This window comes from Saccharospirillum alexandrii, from assembly GCF_004000275.1.
Taxonomy (GTDB): Bacteria; Pseudomonadota; Gammaproteobacteria; order Pseudomonadales; family Natronospirillaceae; genus Saccharospirillum; species Saccharospirillum alexandrii.
Window position 1 is genome coordinate 78,667 of sequence record NZ_RCIP01000004.1, and the last position, 17,969, is coordinate 96,635.

A 17,969-nucleotide genomic window follows, 5' to 3' on the forward strand; every position below is an offset into this window, starting at 1 on the left:
CACCTCATCCGGTTCAGTGTAAAGCGCACCTTCGGGATTGTCTTCTCCCTTACAGTGATCATACGCCCGGGCCAAACGCCTGGGTGGTGCATCAACCAATACCTGACAGCGCGATGCCGTTGTGTTTTCCTAAGCGGGTCCATTCAAACGAGCACCTGGCACGCCGTGACCGACAGTCCGCTTTTCCACTACTCCCAGTTGCTGATCAGCCATCTGCCCGAGGGCCCAGAGCTCGGTGTTCACGCCCTGTTTCTGGCCGTCATGGCGCTGGCCTTTTTGTTTCACCGGGTGCACTGGTTTTTACTGGTGATATTAGGCTGGGTTCTGTTCGCTGTGCATCCTGCATCGGCCAGCACCCCGGACCCTGTCTGGAGTATGGCGATTTTGTGGCTGGGCTGGCTGAGCGCCCAGTGGCGGTCTGACCATGCCTTGCGCCGCCCGACGATCTGGCTGCCGGGGCTGGTGCTCATCGCCGTCGCCGGAGCCCCGGGCCTGCCGCTGCCTTCAGCCCTGCTGGCGCCCGACCTCCCCGGGCTGAGCCCACTGCCCGGTGTTGGTTTACCCGCACTTACACTGTGCCTGGCGTTTCTGGCGCTGCTGTCGATTTTGTTCCGATATTTTCTGGCACCGGGGGCCAGTTGGCCCTGGCAACTGGGGGGCTGGGTGCTCACACTATGGTTGAGCCTGCAGCCAGAGGGTTCGCCCCTGGTGTGGGCCGGCTGGGCAGCGGTCATTGCGGCCTTACTGATGACCGATGCCTACTCGGTCGCTTATCGCGATGCGCTGACCGGCATTCCCAACCGCCGGGCCCTGACTCAGATGCAGCGCACCCTGGGCCGGCACTACGCCATAGCAATGGGAGATGTCGACCATTTCAAGTCATTTAACGACACCTGGGGCCACGAGACAGGCGATCAGGTACTGAAGCTGGTGGCGCGGGTACTGTCGCAGCACCGCTTGCCGGTCAAAGTGTTCCGCTATGGCGGGGAAGAATTCACCCTGGTGTTCAGAGGCATGACCGCAGACCAGGCCACTCCGATACTCGACACTCTGCGCGAACGAGTGGCGGCCTACCCACTGACCGTGCGCAAACCCGGCCGGCCAGCCTCGGTACGCAAGGGCAAGCGACAGCGTGGCCAATCCAACCCGGCCAAACAGGTCAGTATCACCCTGTCGTTCGGCGTTACCGACGCCACCAAAGCAGACGCCTCACCCGACGCCGCACTGCAGCGGGCGGACAAAGCGCTCTACAAAGCCAAACAGGCGGGGCGTAATTGCGTCAGGGCGGGTTAGTGTCTTAAGCCATTATTGTTTGGACGGATAGGGCACGTACCCATCATCACCAGGAACCGGATCAAACTGATGGTTCTGCCAGCGCTGCCGGGCGTCGTCGATCAGCGCCGTGTTTGTTGCCACAAAATTCCAGTCCATCCGTCGCGGACCCAGGGGTTCGCCACCGAACACCACAAAGTGCGCGCCGGCTTCCCAGGTGATCGTCAGCGATTCACCGGTTACCAGTAACTGGTATTTATCGATCGGTTGCTGCTGGGCGCTGAGTTCACCGTTCAGTAAATAAAGCCCCCATTGCCAGGTTTCCGAGGGCTTTTGCAGTGTGATCTGGCCTGCCTGCTGACAGCGACTGTCGAGCAGCGCCAGGGGTGAATCAACCTCCGCCGGTGCTCGCCGTGTTTGCCATTCACCGGCCACCAGCACCCAGTCGGCGCCGGCTTCCTGCCAGTGGGGCAAGTCTTTGCCTGCAACATGTTCGAAGCGGGGCGTGCCGGTTTCGGTGGCTTCAGGCTGGGCGACCCAGAACTGCAGACCCTCTATCGGGCTGTCGATTTGCCGTTCAGATTCCGGGCTGCGTTCTGAGTGCGCGATGCCATGGCCTGCGGTCATCCAGTTCAAATCCCCCGGGGCGATGACCTGATCACTGCCGAGAGAATCCTTGTGCACCATCTTGCCGGCAAACAGCCAGGTAACCGTCGCCAGACCGATGTGCGGATGAGGGGGGACATCGACGCCCTGGCCTTTGGGCAAAGTGTGCGGGCCCATGTGATCCAAAAACACAAAGGGGCCGCAGTGGCGCGCGGCCGACTGGGGCAATACCCGGCGAATGGGCAGTCCCATCAGGTCCTGCTCGCGCGGGCGCAATAGGGTTGGTTCAGTGGGGGTTGTCATGAAGCCTCGTCAATACATAGGCTTGCAGGGCGATGGCGTCGTTTTCTTCGAGCTTTTGCCATTGCAAACCAATGGTGCTGGTGCCTTTGTCGCCGTCGAGCACGAAAGAGCGGACGATGCCTTGCAAGCGCATCACTTTCTCCACCGAGCCCAAATTAAGCTTGGTGATCAGGGTGATCACTTCACCCGGATCGATCGCCTGAACCCGGGCCCGCAGTCGCCCGCCATCAGTACTGAGATCAATGATCTCTGAATTATTGCGCTCACCCTGGTACACCAGGGTCGCATGCACGCTAACCTTGGCGCGCACAGCCTTGCGCACTTCGCCAAGGAACAACTGGTTGGGCATCGCCAGGTGCAAATGCGGGAAGGGCGACACCGACACATGAATGACGTGGGTGCGAAACGCGCAGGCGCCGTTGATCTTGTTGGCGAATAAACGGACGTTCAGATTGGTGTCGAGTTTGACGGAAATCGGATGACCGTGTGCCAGCGGTGTGGTCACAATGACGGATTTACCGGGCCGGTAGCCGACCAGAATGCTTCGGTCGCGCTCGGTAGTATAGCCGTCGATCTCCAGCTGCAGTGGTTGGCCGGGTAACAGCTGCAATGATTCGAAAGTCGCGGTCTTGGTTTCGGGTTTGTCTGCCATGAGGGCTCAGAGTCCATGTGCCTTGGCACAGAATAGACACTATTGGCGCCAACCTCTATACCCATGCGTCGCCGGAGGCGCATTCGCGCCCCCTCTTTATAGGTGCTTGAAAAAAGCGGCCTGCCTTTTTCAAGAACACGAGAATCAAAAAATGTGATTTTTGCTTCTCTCCCAAAACCGATAACCAGGCGGTCATCGGTTTTGCCGTAACATTCCTGTTACGGAAAGTTAGTGGCTTCGGCGCAGCATCAGGACAAATGCCGCCAGGGCAATGGCCAACAACACAGCACTGCCATACGTCAGGCCTTCGACCATGGTTAGGCCGAGAATGAAATTCGGCGAATAGCCACACATGGCCCAGACTTCAAACACGTTCGGAAACCAGACATCCAGGGGCAGCCAACTGGGGAAACCCGCATCGAAGTTGCACACCCCTTCGTAAGTACCACGCTCAACCTGCATCGTGCGATAACTGCGCTCCATCAGGCCAGCGACGCAGACGATAACCCCCAGCTGGGCAATCAGCCGGCCCCAATACAACCGGTACAACACCAGGCCAACACTGCCAGCAATAATGCCGCCAAGCGTCCACACCCGGGCATGAATGCACAGGACGCAGGGCGGTTCATCGAGCACATGCTGGTAAAACAGCGCAACGCCTTCCAGTCCCAGACCTACCAGCACAATGGCCAGCCAGTACCAGGGGGTCAGCAGCAGGCGGTGCAATCGATTCAACATCGTAAATCCTTAGTCATTAAAATCGGAATGGCCCGTTAGATACTCCGGCCATTCTAACGGCAATTCAGGCGATATCGGGAGTCTCGATGGTCACGGTTTACCGGTCCATGACAGTTCCACCAGCACAGGGTAATGATCGCTGGGGTAAATGCCTTGATAGGCATCATCAAATCGTTGCAACCGGTCGACTGGGCTCAAGGCGGGGTTGATCAAAATGTGGTCGATCGCCGGAATCAGATGCCAGCCCCGGTTATGATGAAAGGTGCTTCCCGCCGGTCGCAACAACTCAAGCCCCTGCTTTTTCAGAAACCCCATGGGCGGCCAGAACGACGGCGCATTGAAATCGCCCAGCAACACTGTGGGCACGCCGGCATCGAGCCAGGGCTCTATGCGTTCGGCGACCAGCCTCGCCGACAGCCGCCGGTTACGACCGCTGCCATAATCAAAGTGATTGTTGACCACCACCAGTCGCTCGCCAGTGTCGCGATGTGACAGGTCCACCCAGGTAGTAAAAGCCGGGTAGGAGTCGTTAAAGGTACGGCTGTAGATCTCGTCGGGCGTTTCGGAGTAGAAAAACCAGCCCTGGTCACGCAGTTCAAACGAGTCGGTGCGAAACAGGATCGGCTGGGTGATGGGGAACTCGGCGGCATCGCCGTAGGCACCGACACTGTAGTCCGGGTAGTGCTCCAAAACCCAATCGAGCTGACTGTTCTCAGTGTTGAAGTGCCCGCCAACAAAGGTCTCCATCTCCTGAAAAGCGATGATGTCAGCCTGCATGTCACCAATAACCTGACGCACGGCATCGCGCCGCTCTTCCCAGACAATGTCGTCCTGGTTCGGTGTGGTGTAGTGGATGTTAAAGGAAGCAATCCGAACGGTTTCAGCCGGTGCCGCCAACGCCCAGCTCAGCAGCAGACCCAAAGCCAGAATGAACTTAACAGCCCGGCGGTAGTGCTCAACCTGAAACATCCGGATAACACGCCCCCCTTATCGGTACAGAGTCTTCATGAATTCAGGCACGGCCAGCGCACCCCGGTGAATATCCGCGTTGTAATACCGGGTCTCAAAGGCCTTGTCCCGGGCTGCCTGCTCCCGAAAGTCGGTCACCGTCAGGCCCTTGCTGGCCAGGGTACAGCTCCACCAACCCGACGGATAAATCGGCTGGGGAAAGGGCAGGGTATGGTGCGATTCAAACCCGGCTGCGCGCATCTCGCCAATCATTTCGGCGATCAGATTATCGGTATGAAACAGCGGGCTTTCACTTTGCTGCACCAACAGACCATCGTCACCCAGAGCGCGCAGGCAATGACCAAAGAATTCCCGGTTGAACAAACCAGCCGCCGGTCCAACCGGGTCGGTTGAATCAACAATAATCAGATCCAGCTCGCCCGGCTGGCAGTTCTTGATCCAGGCAATACCATCTTCAAACAATAGGCTGGCCCGTGGGTCGCCGTTGGCTTCACACAACTCGGGGAAATGAATTTCCGACAACCGGGTCACCCGCTCGTCAATTTCCACCTGCCAGACTTGCTCCAGCCCGGGGTGACGCAAGACTTCGCGCAAGGTACCGCAATCGCCACCGCCAATCACCAGTACCTTTTTCGGGTCTGGATGCGTAAACAACGCCGGGTGCGTCATCATCTCGTGATACAGGAAGTTATCCTTGTCGGTCACCATATAACAGCCATCAAGCACCATCAGCTTACCCCAATGCCGGGTCTGATAAATCTCAATGTGCTGAAAAGCACTTTGCTCTTCATGTAATTTGGCAGTCACTTCCAATGAGAAGGCCGAGCCTTCCGGTGACCAGACTTCGGTGAACCAGCTTTCGTTTTCGGGCATTACTGACATGAGTGTTCCTGATAACAATGGCCAACCCTGAGGTTGGTGAGAATAGAAGAAACTTCCCGGCTTTGCCGGGCAAATTGCGTTCGAGTGGGCTGCAGCGCATTGAACCCGCGCCGGCTACCAGGGGTGCTCATGAGGGGGCGTCGTGAATACATCCATGTAGACTTAACTTCGGGATATGAATCCCATCCATGGGATTCACCCTTCGGGTTCGCTGCGCTCATGCTAAAACGCTCCCGGCGTTTTAGTCCATGCCTCAGATACCCCCTCATGAGCACCCCTGGCAACCGTCGCTAGCCTACGAAAAACCCTGGATTCAGAGTTGGCGACCGATTAAGTGTCAGGTGCCGGGTATACCTATCCGGGGAAGTCTGAAGCATGGATGCCGAAGCCTAGGCCCCATGGATGGGTCCACGCCGAGCGATGTGTCGCACCACCCTGATAGGCTTACCCGGTGCCTGACACGGATTCCTGGCACCAAAGCCAACCCGACCTCCAAACTTGCATTATTAGCTTTGTACTCGCTCAATTCGACCTACCGGCTTGAGGCTGTGCAGGCGGCGAATGACCCGGGCCAGATGCTGGCGGCTGGCAACTGATACGGTCAGGTTCAAACGGCTGATCGTCGCATCGCGCTCCTGCATTTCAATGCTCTCGATGTTGGCATCGGCCTGGGAGACCGCGTTGGCAACACTGGCCAGCACGCCCCGGGCGTTGCGCATCTCGACCCGCAGGTCGACCACAAACTCGCCTTCCATCGACTTTTCCCAGCGCAGGTGCACGCAGCGATCGGGGTCTTTGCGCATGTCGACAATGTTGCGACAGCTGTCGACGTGAATCACCATGCCCTTGCCTTTGCTGATGACCCCAACAATGGGGTCACCGGGGATCGGCCGGCAGCACTTGCCGTAGCTGATCAACAAGCCCTCGGTCCCCTTCACGGTCATCGCCTTGTCATGACTGTCGCTGCCTTCAAGCGGGGCTTCACGGCTTAACATGCGGCGCGCCACCACATAGGCGACGCGGTTGCCCAAGCCAATGTCTTCAAGCAGGCTGTCCATCTTCTCCAGGCTGTATTCATGCAACAGCGTGGCCTGGGTCTCCTCGGACAAGGCCTCCAGCTCGGTATCGAAATTCTTCAGGGCGTTGTTCAGCAGCTTGCGGCCCAGCGCAATCGAATCGGCTTGCTTCAGATTCTTCAGGAAATGGCGGATGTTCGAGCGCGCCTTGGCGGTAATCACAAAATTCACCCAGGCCGGGTTGGGCCGGGCACCGGGGGCCGTGATGACCTTAATGGTATCGCCGCTTTCCAACGGCTGGCTCAGCGGTGCGATCTGGCGGTTGATCAGGCAGCCGACACAGCTGTTGCCAATGTCGGTGTGCACCGCATAGGCAAAATCGACCGCTGTGGCGCCCTTGGGCATTTCCAGAATCTTGCCTTTGGGGGTAAAGACGTAGATTTCGTCCGGAAACAGGTCGATTTTGACGTTTTCAATGAACTCGACCGGGTTACCGGCCCGCTCCTGCATTTCCAGCAACCCTTTGACCCAGCGGCGCGCACGGGCATGGGTCGGGCTCGATTCAGACGAATCGTCGTTTTTATACAGCCAGTGCGCGGCGATGCCGTGGTTGGCCATGTCTTCCATTTCCTGGGTACGGATCTGGATCTCAATCGGCACCCCGTTCATACCGATCAGCGTGGTATGCAGACTCTGGTAGCCGTTCGCCTTGGGAATGGCGATGTAATCCTTAAAGCGGTTCGGCACCGGTTTATAGAAATTGTGCACAATGCCCAGCACCCGGTAACAGGCATCGACCGAGTCGGTAATGATACGAAACCCGTAAACGTCGAGAATTTCTTGCAGCGTCTTGCGCTGATCGCGCATCTTGCTGTAGATCGAGAACAGATGCTTTTCCCGGCCAACCACCTGCACGGACAGCGCTTCGTGATCGATGCGCTCTTGCAGTGCCTGCCGGATCTGCACCAGCAATTCCTTGCGGTGCCCGCGGCTCTGCCGGATCGCCTTGGCTATGCGCTTGGAGCGCAACGGATACAGGGATTCAAAGGCCAGGTTTTCCAGCTCGATACGCAGGTCGTTGATGCCCAGGCGCAGTGCGATGGGGGCATAGATATCGAGCGTTTCGCGCGCCTTGCGGCGTTTTTTCTCGGGCGGCATGGCGCCCAGAGTGCGCATGTTGTGCAGCCGGTCGGCCAGTTTGACCAGAATGACGCGGATGTCCTTCGACATCGCCAATACCATTTTCTGGAAGTTCTCGGCCTGCTCTTCTTTTTTGGTCTCGAATTCAAGATGCGTCAGCTTGGAGACCCCATCGACCAGTTCAGCCACCCCCGGACCAAACTGCTCACTCAGGGCTTCCTTTGAGACCGCCGTGTCTTCAATCACATCGTGCAGCATGGCGGCCATCAGGCTTTGGTGGTCCATGTGCATTTCAGACAGGATGTTCGCTACCGCCAGCGGGTGGGTTATGTAGCGCTCACCACTGCGCCGCATCTGCCCCTCGTGGGCTTGCTCGGCGTAATAATAAGCGCGTTTCACCCGGCGCACCTTTTCCGGTGCCAGGTAAGATTCGAGCCGCTTGGTCAGCGCGTCGACGGTGGGCAAGGCAGGATCGTCCAATAACAGTGATAGAGGCACGGTTTTAAAGGCCTCCGCTGGTTCGAGTGTAATGAAAGCACAAAACACAGCAATAAAAAAACCGGGTCAGAGCCCGGTTTTTTTGCTATCGACCCTGAAGGCCGACTGTATTGAGTGTCTTAATCACTCTTCGAGTTCGTCGAGAATCGACGGCGTGATCTTTTTGCCAGCGATTTCACGCAGCGCGATCACCGTCGGTTTGTCATTCTCGATCGGTACCAGGGGCTCAGCGCCATCGTTGGCAATTTGGCGGGCACGCTTGCTGGCGACCATGATCAGTTCAAAACGATTTGCCACATTTTCCAGGCAATCTTCAACAGTGACTCGAGCCATCAAGGTCTCCTACGGGTGATATAGCCATTACGGACGCGGGATTGTACGCGGATTGAGCAAAAGCTCAAGGGGCAGTTGACCCAGCGCCAGATCAGGGATCACTGTCGTTGACGGTTCCGGCGCAACCCTTATAATAAACCTAACTGATAATTAATGTCATTAGCGTTTATAAAAAGGATCTATCATGCGTTTATCACCGGGAACCTTGCTCGCACCACTCAGTCTGGCGGCCCTCTTCACCCTTACACCGGTTCAGGCCGACACCGTCGTCAGCCACGCTCAGGGCGAAACCACTCTTTCACAACCACTCGACACCGTGCTGACCTTTGACATCGCCAGCCTCGATACCCTGGATGCGTTGGGCGTCGAAGTCGCCGGCATGCCGCAAGCCTCACTACCGCCTCGCCTGAGCCACTACCGGGACGACGCCTACACCAACATCGGCTCCCTGTTTGAACCGGATTTTGAAACCGTCGCCTCACTGCAACCGGATCTGATCATTGTGGCCAATCGGTCGTCTACGGCCTATGACGACCTCAGCAAACTGGCCCCCACCATCGATATGACCGTATGGGGCGAAGGCTTTCTCGAGCAATTCAACACCACAACCCGCAACCTGGCCGCCATTTTCAACAAAACCGACGAGGTGGAACAACGCCTTGGCGCTCTGGATACCCGAATTGAACACGCCCGATCGCTGGCCGCCGACGCCGGCGACAGCCTGATCGTCATGACCAGCGGAGGCAAACTGACCGCTTACGGCCCGGGTTCACGGTTTGGCTGGATCCACGACGACCTGGGGTTGAACTCAGCAGTGACCGACCTGGAAGAAGCCACCCACGGCGACCCGATCTCTTTCGAATACCTGCTCGAAACCGACCCCGAGGTGATCTTCGTAATCGACCGGGACGGCGCCATCGACCCGGCCAACCAGGCCGCCCGCGCCACGCTTGATAACGACCTGGTCAAGCGCATCCGGGCTTACCAGAACGACCGCATCGTCTATCTGGACTCGGTGAACTGGTACATCGTGATGTCGGGCCTGCCCGCTGTCGAGCAGATGGTTGAAGAAGTGATCGCCGGCTTGTCGAACTGACATCGAACGCTCCCCATGTCCACAGCTTCTCAGGAGTCTCCGGCACCTCGTATTGCACCGCCTTTGGCGGTGTTGTTATTACTGGCGCTGATGCTGGCCAGCCTGCTGGTGGGCGTGGCTGACTTGTCCTGGGCGGCGCTGTCGGATCAGGACTGGCTGATTCTGCTGGTCAGTCGCCTGCCGCGCACCCTGGCGCTGGTGCTGTGCGGTACGTCGCTGGCGGTGTCAGGCCTGATCATGCAAATGCTGGTGCGCAACCGCTTTGTCGAGCCCGGCACCACCGGCACCCTGGAAGCGGCCACCCTGGGCCTATTGCTGATGGCCTTGTTCGCGCCGGGCCTGGGCGTTTTCACCAAAATGCTGGTCGCTGCTTTGTGCGCGCTCGGTGGCAGCCTGCTGTTTATGGCGCTGTTGCGGGCCATTCCGCTGCGATCGATGGTGATGGTGCCGTTGGTGGGCATTATGTTCGGCGGCGTTATCGGTTCGATGACGCTGTTCATCGCCTATCGCTTTAACCTGATGCAATCGCTGGCAAACTGGAGCAATGGCGATTTCTCCGCCGTGCTGCGCGGGCGCTACGAACTGCTGTGGCTGACGGCAGCCCTGACTGCCATCGCCTATGCGGCCGCCAACCGCTTCACCCTGATTGGCCTTGGCCGCAACCTGGCCATGAACCTGGGGCTGGGTTACCGCAGTGTCATGCTGCTGGGCCTGGTCATCGTTTCATTGATCTCCGCCGTTACCGTCGTCACCGCCGGTGTTATTCCGTTTCTCGGGCTGATCGTGCCCAATGTTGTCAGCCTGATGATGGGCGACAACCTGCGTCGCAGCCTTCCCTGGGTGGCCTGGCTGGGCGCGGTGCTGGTGCTGGTCTGCGACCTGCTCGGCCGTCTGTTGCGCTACCCCTATGAGATTCCTATCGGCACGGTCATGGGCGTGCTGGGCAGTGCGCTCTTTATCTATTTGCTGCTAAAACGGACCCGGCCAGCCTATGTCTGAACTGAACACGTCTGGAATGGACGCCGCAGCCTCGCCTTTTTGGCCACGGGTGACCCCAGGGCAACGCCTGGTGCTGGCCGTGCTGTTTGTTGCCATAGCCATGCTCGGTTTCATGACCCTGAACGTTCGGGCAGGCTGGGCTTTTACACTGCCGTTTCGGGCCGAGAAAGTGGCAGCGATGGCGCTGGTCGGCTTCGCCATTGCGCTGTCGACCGTACTGTTTCAGACACTGACTCACAACCGCATCCTCACCCCGGGCATCATGGGTTTTGATGCGCTCTATATGCTGCTGCAATCGATATTGCTGCTGACCCTGGGCCGGTTGTTCTATAGCCAGCTGAACCCGCACATCAAATGGCTGTGCGAGGTTATGCTGATGACAGGGGCCCTCTGCGGGCTCTATTACTGGCTGTTTCTGCGCCAGAAGCGGGATCTGCATGTGCTGATTCTGGTGGGCATTATATTCGGCACCCTGTTTCGCAGCGTGAACAGCCTGATCACCCGCATGATGGACCCGGCTGATTTCGACGTACTGCAGGATGTAATGTTCGCCAGCTTCAACCGCATAGACTCGCCCTTGCTCGGCATCGCTGCATTTTTGGTCGCGGTGATCTCGGCCTGGGTTTGGCGACAGCGTTTTCAACTCGATGTCTTGCTGCTGGGCGACGCTCCGGCCATCAATCTCGGGCTGAACCAGAAACGGCTGACCCTGCAGTTACTGGTCGCCATCGCCGTGCTGGTCTCAGTATCGACCGCCCTGGTCGGGCCGGTGACTTTCTTCGGTTTGCTGGTGGCCAACCTGGCGTACGCCATCGCCGGCAGTCATCAGCACCGGTTCATTCTTCCCATGGCAACCCTGCTGGCGGTTGCGACGCTGATCGGTGGCCAAGCTGTGCTCGAACACCTGCTTCACTTTGGCACCAGCCTGAGCATCGTGGTCGAGTTTGTCGGCGGGCTGTTTTTTCTATGGCTGGTGATCCAACAGGGGCGACGATGATTCAGGTAACTTCGGTAACCAAACACTATGGCGACACACCGGTACTCAGATCGGTGAGTCTGACCCTGCCTAACGAAGGGGTGACCGCTCTGATCGGGCCAAACGGTGCCGGAAAATCAACGCTACTGGGCATCATGAGCCGACTGCAAAAACCCGATTCGGGTCAGGTGCTGATCGATAATCTGGATGTCCACAGCACCGACAACGCACTGCTCGCCCGCAAACTGGCGATTTTGCGCCAGGACAACCCGATCAGCCTGCGCCTCACCGTCTTCGAACTGGTCGCCTTCGGCCGCTACCCTTACAGCCAGGGCCGACTGACCGATGAAGACACCAACCAGATCAACCAGGCTCTCGGCTACCTGAACCTGCACAGTTTGCAGCATCGCTTTCTGGATGAGCTCTCGGGGGGACAGCGTCAGCGGGCCTGCATCGCCATGGTATTGTGTCAGAACACCGATTACTTACTGCTCGATGAGCCGCTGAACAACCTCGACATGAAGCACGCTGTCGACATCATGAAACTGCTGCGCCGGGCGGCCGACGAACTCGGCAAACACATCGTACTGGTGTTGCACGACATCAACTTCGCTTCCTGCTACGCCGATACGATCGTCGCCATGGACCAGGGCAGCATCGCCCACCAGGGCACCCCGGATGAACTGATGACACCCGCCATCATGCGTGACCTGTACGGCATCGAGATGAGCATTCAGCGCATTCAGAACAAGCCGGTTGGGTTTTATCACCTGTGACCGCTTGTTAATCAGCTCAGGGATTGAGCAATTCGATAAACAGGTCGCCGTGGGTCTGCTGCTGTTTTGACAGCGTCATCCGGTTGGCGATGAAGATGGCGCAGAGCTCATCCAGCGACTTATAAAAGTCGTCATTGACCACGACAAAGTCGTACTCGTGGTAATGCGACATCTCACTGGTGGCGTCTTTCATGCGCCGGGCAATGACGTCGGCGCTGTCCTGGGCGCGTTTTTCCAGACGTTCCTGAAGGGCGTCGCGCGAGGGCGGCAGAATAAAAATCCCCTTGGTGTCGGGCATCTGCCGGCGAATTTGCTGGGCGCCCTGCCAGTCGATTTCCAGTATCACATCGTGGCCCAGATCCAGCTGGCTCTGCACCCAGACCTGGCTGGTGCCGTAGTAGTTGTCGAACACCTGGGCGTGCTCCAGGAATTCACTGCGGTTTACGCTCGCCAGAAAGGTCTCCGTCGACACGAAATGGTAATGCTGGCCGTCTTCCTCGCCCGGTCGCATCGGCCGTGTGGTGTGCGAGATGGACAGGTACACAAAGGGCAACCGCTTGATCAGTGCATTCACCAGGCTGCTCTTGCCTGCACCCGATGGCGCCGAAATCATATACAAGGTGCCGGGTGCCACCGTACGTTTGCCGGTGCCAGAGGTTGGGGAAAGTGAGGTCATTGGGTGCGTCTGCCTTATCGAAGCCGGGAGTGGGAATAAGGAGACCTATTATAGGGGGTTTTCAGCCAGTCAGCATGGTTGATTCCGTAGCCACTGATCCTGAGAGGCTCTGATACTCACTTACACAGGATTTACCACTGACTGAAAGCCGGACCGGCCAAGGCCTGCAGCGGGAGTCACCCGCTTGTGATGAGACTGCTGTCTGGCATCGATATAGCCCGGCAGTCAGGCCTGCCATACACTGTCGACATCCCAGCTATAGAGGTTATACCAGCAACTCATGAGCCTGCTGATCGCGTTTGCCGTGCTGTCCATTGCCGTCTCCTTTATCTGTTCGATTCTGGAAGCGGCGCTGCTGTCGATCACCCCGAGCTACATCGCACACCAGAAGGGCGAACGCCCCGAGCTTCACCAGAAGCTGCGTCAGCTGAAAGAGCACATCGACCAGCCACTGGCCGCCATTCTGACCCTGAATACCGTTGCACATACCGTCGGCGCCACCGGCGTCGGCGCCCAGGTGGCTGTGGTCTTTGGCGACGGTTACCTTGCCGTCGCCTCCGCGATCATGACCCTGCTGATTCTGCTGTTGTCTGAAATCATTCCAAAAACCGTAGGTGCCCGTTACTGGCCGGCGCTGGCGCCTTACTTGCCGTTTACCCTGCGAATGCTGATTCTGGTATTCAAACCCTTTATCTGGCTTTCAGACCAGGTGATGAAACTGTTCGGCACCGGCCAGTTCGAAAGCAACGTCCGCCAGGAAATCAAGGCACTGGCGGCCCTCGGCCGTGAACACAAAGCCCTGGATGCCGACGAGCAACGGGTGATATCAAACATTCTGGATCTGCACGACATGAAAGTACGGCAGATACTGACCCCCCGGTCAGTCTGCGTGACCGTGCGACCGGACGAGACCGTCGAAACCTTCGCCGAACGGGTGAAAACCGGCCAGTTTTCCCGCTACCCGGTGCTCGACAAAGCCGAAGAGCCACTGGGCATCGTCTTCCGCCACGACGTACTCGATTTGAACGGCAAGACCACCGTCGCCGACGTGATGAAACCCATCAGCGTGGTGTCCGATCAGCTATCGGCCGAAAAACTCATGGCCCGGCTGATGGAAGAGCGTCAGCACATGTGCCTGGTATACGACGAATACGGCACCTGGCTGGGCCTGGTGACGCTGGAAGACATTCTCGAAACCATCATCGGCCAGTCGATCATCGACGAAACCGACAACATCCCCGACATGCGCCGCCTGGCCCGGCGCCGCTGGAAGCACCGGCTGAAAGACCTGTCGGAGAGCTGACCTTGGCTGGATCAGTCGTTCCTTGACTGGTCCACCACAATTATCTCATCGAGCTCAAACCCATCGGATTCGACTCGCGCTTTGAACTGATCCATTGCCCGGTCACTGATGTTGGGCGTTCTGGACAGCAGCCATAAGTAGTCGCGGTTGTGCCCGGTTATATAAGCCCGGGAGTAGTTATCTTTGTCCAGATCAAACACCACATAGGAGCTGTAGAAAGGCCCGAAGAAGGATACTTTCAAGTGGCCCACGTCGCTGTCACCTACAAACACCGCCCGGCCTTCGGCCTCCTGCCATTCACCCTTGGCTTCGTTGTAGCCACGATTGAGAACGCGGATGCTGCCGTCATCATTCAGGCTGTACTCGGCGGTTACCTGGCTCAGGCCTCGCTCAAACCGGTGGTCCAGCCGGGCGATTTCGTACCAGGTGCCTAGAAAACGCTCCTGTTCAAACCCGGTGACCGGTTCGATGCCTTTAGGGAGGCCGGTGCAGCCTGTTAGTAACAGCAGTAGCGTTATAAGCAGTATTAATGGCTTCATGAGGTTGCGTCCTTGGATTTCATTAACATAAATTGAGTGTCCTACGAGCTACTTCGATGAGCTGGACAGACCTTTACTAACGGCTTTCAAATCAAACAGGTTCCATAGCATGGCAGATTCAGGGTTCTCCGCACTGATGCAACGTATTCTCGCCTGCCAGACCTGCGCGAAAAACTTGCCCCAGGCCCCCAAGCCCATCCTCCAGGCCGACCCCTGTGCCACCATTCTGATCGCCGGCCAGGCGCCCGGACGTCGCGCTCACGACAGCGGCGTGCCCTTTGATGATGCCAGTGGCGACCGGTTACGCCGTTGGCTGGGCGTAGATCGGGCTACGTTTTACAACCCTGCCCACTTTGCCATTGTACCCATGGGGTTTTGCTACCCCGGTAAGGCAAGCGGCGGTGATGCGCCACCTCGGCCGGAATGCGCGGAACAATGGCATGCGTCACTGTTAGAAGCCCTGCCCAACATCCAACTGACCCTGGTGCTTGGCCGCTATGCGCTGGCGTATCACTTGCCACAGTATCAGCGCAGCACGGTTACGGAGGCGGTTCGACAATGGGAGGATGTCTGGCCCCTTTACCTGCCACTGCCGCACCCCAGCCCGAGAAATCAGGCCTGGTTCAAACATAATCCGTGGTTTGAGGAGCAGGTTCTGCCCACACTGCAGGCGCAGATACAACGCTTGGTGTCGATCTGATACGGCGGCTTTTGCATCAGTCGGGTGTGGTTAGCGATAGCTGGCCAGAATCCGGTCAACTGCCTGACTGAATTCCAACGAGTCGAGCACGGTGTCAATGCGCGTCAGCATCTCGATTGCGTCAGGGTGGCCTGAGTGAATACCAACGTGAAATGGAATACTGGCATTAGGTATGAAACGGACCGGTTCAAACGCAATATGATCTTGATAGCCCAACTCTTTGGCGATGTGTACCGCCTGTTCAGCTGGCATGACCATAAAATCACCCGCTTGGCGTCGCACCAGCATGTGCATCATGGTATCGGTATGGCCCAACAAAAGGGTGTCCAGGGTCGCCGGAATATTATCCCGTTCCCACTCAGCACCCTGCTGTCCGATAAACGTGAGCCCTTGTAAGTCTTCAAAACTGCGAGCTTGCTCGATGCGTTGGCGCTGCGGGTGATCACGGCGGTAGATCAGGAAGCCAAAGTCCATATGAAACAGGGGGGTATTGCTGAACAGCGCATACGTCTTACGATCACTGGAAGGGTAGGTCACAAACCCGTCGATTTGGCCCGTTTCTACCGCGCGTTGCATCCGCACCCAGGGCCCTGCGGTCATCGTCACCGAGTCGTCTGGTAAGCGGTCGAACAGTTCAGCCGTCAAGTCGGGAATGATGCCTTGTGCCTTGCCCGGCCCTCCGTCACTGACCGGTGCCTCATCTTCCGCAAACCCCATCACCCAGTCCTGCGCCGTTGCCTGCAAGCCTGTTAGCCCCAGGCACAGTACAAAACAGGGCCAAACCAACGCTTTGCGACAACGATCGATCCGTCGTAGCACCGGCACTTCGGGGGCCTTGGTTGAACTGGGCTCTGGGCGTTTCATTCGATATTTTGCACCTGCTCGCGCATTTGTTCGATCAACACTTTCAGGTCCACTGAGGCTTGTGTCACCCGGCTGTTGGTGGCTTTGGAGCCCAACGTGTTGGCTTCGCGGTTGAACTCCTGCATCAGAAAATCGAGCCGCCGCCCAATAGACCCTTTCTGGCTGAGAATGTGCCGAACTTCTCGGGTATGAGTCACGAGGCGATCCAGTTCTTCTGCTACGTCGGCTTTCTGGGCGAGAATCACGACCTCCTGCTCCAGCCGGTCCGGCTCGAGGTCAACTTGCAACTGAACCGCTTTGGCTCTCAGGGAATCCCGGAAACTGGCCACCCAGCCCGGCATTTCCTCGCGCAGCACCTCGACAATGGCGTCGATCTCATCGAGCCGGTCACTGATCATCTTGCCCAGCTCCTGGCCTTCACGGCGCCGGTGAGCCATAAAATCGGTGAGGGCGGCGTCAAACAGAGAACGCATACTGCTGAACACGGCCTCCATATCCACCGCTTCCTCGGCGAGAATGCCGGGGTACTGCAACAGCGCGAGCGCATCCGGCATCGGACTGTCGGCAACGTTATCGCGTACTTTGTGAAGCGCTGCGTTCAGGGCTTGCAATCGTTCGACGTTGACGTCCAGCCCGGCACTGGCCTGGTTCGGATAAAACCGTAACTGAACGTCGACCTTGCCGCGTTTGACCTGCTTTTTCAGCGCCTCACGCAGAGGCATTTCCACCGGCTTCAGGGTGTCTGGCTGGCGAAAGGTCGGTTCAAGGTAGCGGTGATTCACCGAACGAATTTCGACCGACAGGGTACCGAAGGCGGTGTCTTCTTCGCGCCGGGCGAAGGCGGTCATGCTGTCGGTCATGGCTCAGGCCTCCGGGTTCAGCGCCGCACGCTGCAGGTCGCAGAGTTCGGCAACGCCTTTGCGGGCCAGGGCCAGCATGGCGTTCAGTTCGTCGGGTTGGAACGGCTCGCCTTCGGCGGTGCCCTGTATTTCGATGAAGCCACCGTCGCCGGTCATGATGACGTTCAAATCGGTATCGCAGGTGCTGTCTTCAGCGTAGTCCAGATCCAGCACCGGGGTGTTCTGCCAGATGCCGACCGAAACGGCGGCGATGGGGTGACGGATCGGGTTGGTCTTGATCATGCCGTTGGCCAGCATGTGATTGACGGCATCGGTCAGGGCCACAAAGGCACCGGTAATGGCGGCCGTGCGGGTGCCGCCATCGGCCTGAATCACATCGCAGTCAAGAGTGATGCTGTGTTCGCCAAGTGCCGTCATATCGACCGCAGCGCGCAACGACCGACCGATTAACCGGCCGATTTCCACGGTGCGGCCGCCCTGCTTGCCACGCGCGGCTTCGCGCTGGTTCCGGGAGCCGGTGGCGCGCGGCAGCATGCCGTATTCGGCGGTTACCCAACCCTGGCCCTTGCCCTTCAGAAAACGCGGCACGCTGGTGTCAACGCTGGCGGTCACGATGACCTGGGTATCCCCAAAACTGACCAGTACCGAGCCTTCGGCATGCTTGGTGAAACCGCGTTGAATGCTGACGGGGCGAAGTTGATCCGGTGTACGACCGCTTGGGCGCATAGGGTAAAGCCTTTCACTGATTGATGAACCCGACAGTATAGAGGT

General features: G+C 58.1%; 19 protein-coding genes. 7 read left to right on the plus strand and 12 right to left on the minus strand.

Annotated elements, in window-relative coordinates:
• Positions 1-165: 165 nt before the first annotated feature.
• Positions 166-1,293 (plus strand): GGDEF domain-containing protein, encoded by a 1,128-nt coding sequence (locus EP166_RS16190; RefSeq protein ID WP_164743983.1) that lies wholly within the window; start codon positions 166-168, stop codon positions 1,291-1,293.
• A gap of 12 nt (positions 1,294-1,305) precedes the next feature.
• Here the strand turns inward: EP166_RS16190 and EP166_RS16195 are convergent, their stop codons facing one another.
• The 7 genes from EP166_RS16195 to rpoZ all read right to left on the minus strand — a co-directional run bounded on the left by EP166_RS16195 (position 1,306) and on the right by rpoZ (position 8,409).
• Complete coding sequence (locus tag EP166_RS16195) at positions 1,306-2,181, minus strand: pirin family protein (RefSeq protein WP_127559001.1); 876 nt, start codon at positions 2,179-2,181, stop codon at positions 1,306-1,308.
• Positions 2,165-2,833 carry a flagellar brake protein gene (locus tag EP166_RS16200; protein ID WP_127559003.1) on the minus strand — a complete coding sequence of 223 codons (669 nt, stop codon included), beginning with the start codon at positions 2,831-2,833 and terminating at the stop codon, positions 2,165-2,167. Before EP166_RS16200 ends, EP166_RS16195 begins: the two co-directional genes overlap by 17 nt.
• A gap of 228 nt (positions 2,834-3,061) precedes the next feature.
• Entirely contained in the window at positions 3,062-3,571 is a 510-nt protein-coding gene (locus tag EP166_RS16205) for a disulfide bond formation protein B (RefSeq protein ID WP_127559005.1), read from the minus strand.
• Between the two features lie 90 nt (positions 3,572-3,661).
• Positions 3,662-4,540, minus strand: coding sequence for an endonuclease/exonuclease/phosphatase family protein (locus EP166_RS16210; RefSeq protein WP_127559007.1), 879 nt, complete (start codon positions 4,538-4,540; stop codon positions 3,662-3,664).
• 18 nt (positions 4,541-4,558) lie between these two features.
• Complete coding sequence (gene speE / locus EP166_RS16215; RefSeq protein ID WP_220432606.1) at positions 4,559-5,422, minus strand: polyamine aminopropyltransferase; 864 nt, start codon at positions 5,420-5,422, stop codon at positions 4,559-4,561.
• Positions 5,423-5,928: 506 nt separating this feature from the next.
• Entirely contained in the window at positions 5,929-8,043 is a 2,115-nt protein-coding gene (gene spoT, locus EP166_RS16220; protein ID WP_127559535.1) for a bifunctional GTP diphosphokinase/guanosine-3',5'-bis pyrophosphate 3'-pyrophosphohydrolase, read from the minus strand.
• A gap of 156 nt (positions 8,044-8,199) precedes the next feature.
• Positions 8,200-8,409, minus strand: coding sequence for a DNA-directed RNA polymerase subunit omega (rpoZ, locus tag EP166_RS16225; RefSeq protein ID WP_028670271.1), 210 nt, complete (start codon positions 8,407-8,409; stop codon positions 8,200-8,202).
• A 184-nt stretch (positions 8,410-8,593) separates the two neighbouring features.
• On the opposite strand from rpoZ, the gene EP166_RS16230 reads away from it, so the two are divergent.
• From EP166_RS16230 to EP166_RS16245, 4 genes are read left to right on the plus strand one after another with little or no spacing between them, the layout of a single operon-like run.
• Positions 8,594-9,505, plus strand: coding sequence for a siderophore ABC transporter substrate-binding protein (locus EP166_RS16230; protein WP_127559009.1), 912 nt, complete (start codon positions 8,594-8,596; stop codon positions 9,503-9,505).
• A gap of 15 nt (positions 9,506-9,520) precedes the next feature.
• Positions 9,521-10,504, plus strand: coding sequence for an ABC transporter permease (locus tag EP166_RS16235; RefSeq protein ID WP_127559011.1), 984 nt, complete (start codon positions 9,521-9,523; stop codon positions 10,502-10,504).
• On the plus strand, positions 10,497-11,501 hold the full coding sequence (locus tag EP166_RS16240; RefSeq protein ID WP_220432607.1) for an iron chelate uptake ABC transporter family permease subunit: 1,005 nt from the start codon (positions 10,497-10,499) through the stop codon (positions 11,499-11,501). Before EP166_RS16235 ends, EP166_RS16240 begins: the two co-directional genes overlap by 8 nt.
• Positions 11,498-12,256, plus strand: coding sequence for an iron ABC transporter ATP-binding protein (locus EP166_RS16245; RefSeq protein ID WP_127559014.1), 759 nt, complete (start codon positions 11,498-11,500; stop codon positions 12,254-12,256). The genes EP166_RS16240 and EP166_RS16245 overlap by 4 nt, the downstream gene beginning before the upstream one ends.
• A gap of 16 nt (positions 12,257-12,272) precedes the next feature.
• Here EP166_RS16245 and gmk read toward each other — a convergent pair whose 3' ends face one another.
• The gene (gmk, locus tag EP166_RS16250) at positions 12,273-12,932 is read right to left on the minus strand and encodes a guanylate kinase (protein ID WP_127559016.1); all 660 of its coding nucleotides are present in this window, start codon (positions 12,930-12,932) and stop codon (positions 12,273-12,275) included.
• Between the two features lie 280 nt (positions 12,933-13,212).
• Here gmk and EP166_RS16255 point away from each other — a divergent pair, with 280 nt between their 5' ends.
• Complete coding sequence (locus tag EP166_RS16255; RefSeq protein WP_127559018.1) at positions 13,213-14,235, plus strand: CNNM domain-containing protein; 1,023 nt, start codon at positions 13,213-13,215, stop codon at positions 14,233-14,235.
• An 11-nt stretch (positions 14,236-14,246) separates the two neighbouring features.
• On the opposite strand, the gene EP166_RS16260 is transcribed toward EP166_RS16255, so the two are convergent.
• On the minus strand, positions 14,247-14,774 hold the full coding sequence (locus tag EP166_RS16260) for a lipocalin family protein (RefSeq protein ID WP_127559020.1): 528 nt from the start codon (positions 14,772-14,774) through the stop codon (positions 14,247-14,249).
• A gap of 109 nt (positions 14,775-14,883) precedes the next feature.
• Between EP166_RS16260 and EP166_RS16265 the strand changes: the two genes are divergently transcribed.
• Positions 14,884-15,474 carry a uracil-DNA glycosylase family protein gene (locus EP166_RS16265; protein ID WP_127559022.1) on the plus strand — a complete coding sequence of 197 codons (591 nt, stop codon included), beginning with the start codon at positions 14,884-14,886 and terminating at the stop codon, positions 15,472-15,474.
• Between the two features lie 30 nt (positions 15,475-15,504).
• Here EP166_RS16265 and EP166_RS16270 read toward each other — a convergent pair whose 3' ends face one another.
• Genes EP166_RS16270 through rph form a run of 3 tightly spaced genes read right to left on the minus strand, consistent with a single transcriptional unit; the run spans position 15,505 to position 17,924 of the window.
• Entirely contained in the window at positions 15,505-16,338 is an 834-nt protein-coding gene (locus EP166_RS16270) for a substrate-binding periplasmic protein (RefSeq protein ID WP_127559024.1), read from the minus strand.
• Entirely contained in the window at positions 16,335-17,198 is an 864-nt protein-coding gene (locus tag EP166_RS16275; protein ID WP_127559026.1) for a YicC/YloC family endoribonuclease, read from the minus strand. The genes EP166_RS16270 and EP166_RS16275 overlap by 4 nt, the downstream gene beginning before the upstream one ends.
• Positions 17,199-17,201: 3 nt before the next feature.
• Positions 17,202-17,924, minus strand: coding sequence for a ribonuclease PH (gene rph / locus EP166_RS16280; protein ID WP_127559028.1), 723 nt, complete (start codon positions 17,922-17,924; stop codon positions 17,202-17,204).
• Between the last annotated feature and the right edge of the window lie 45 nt (positions 17,925-17,969).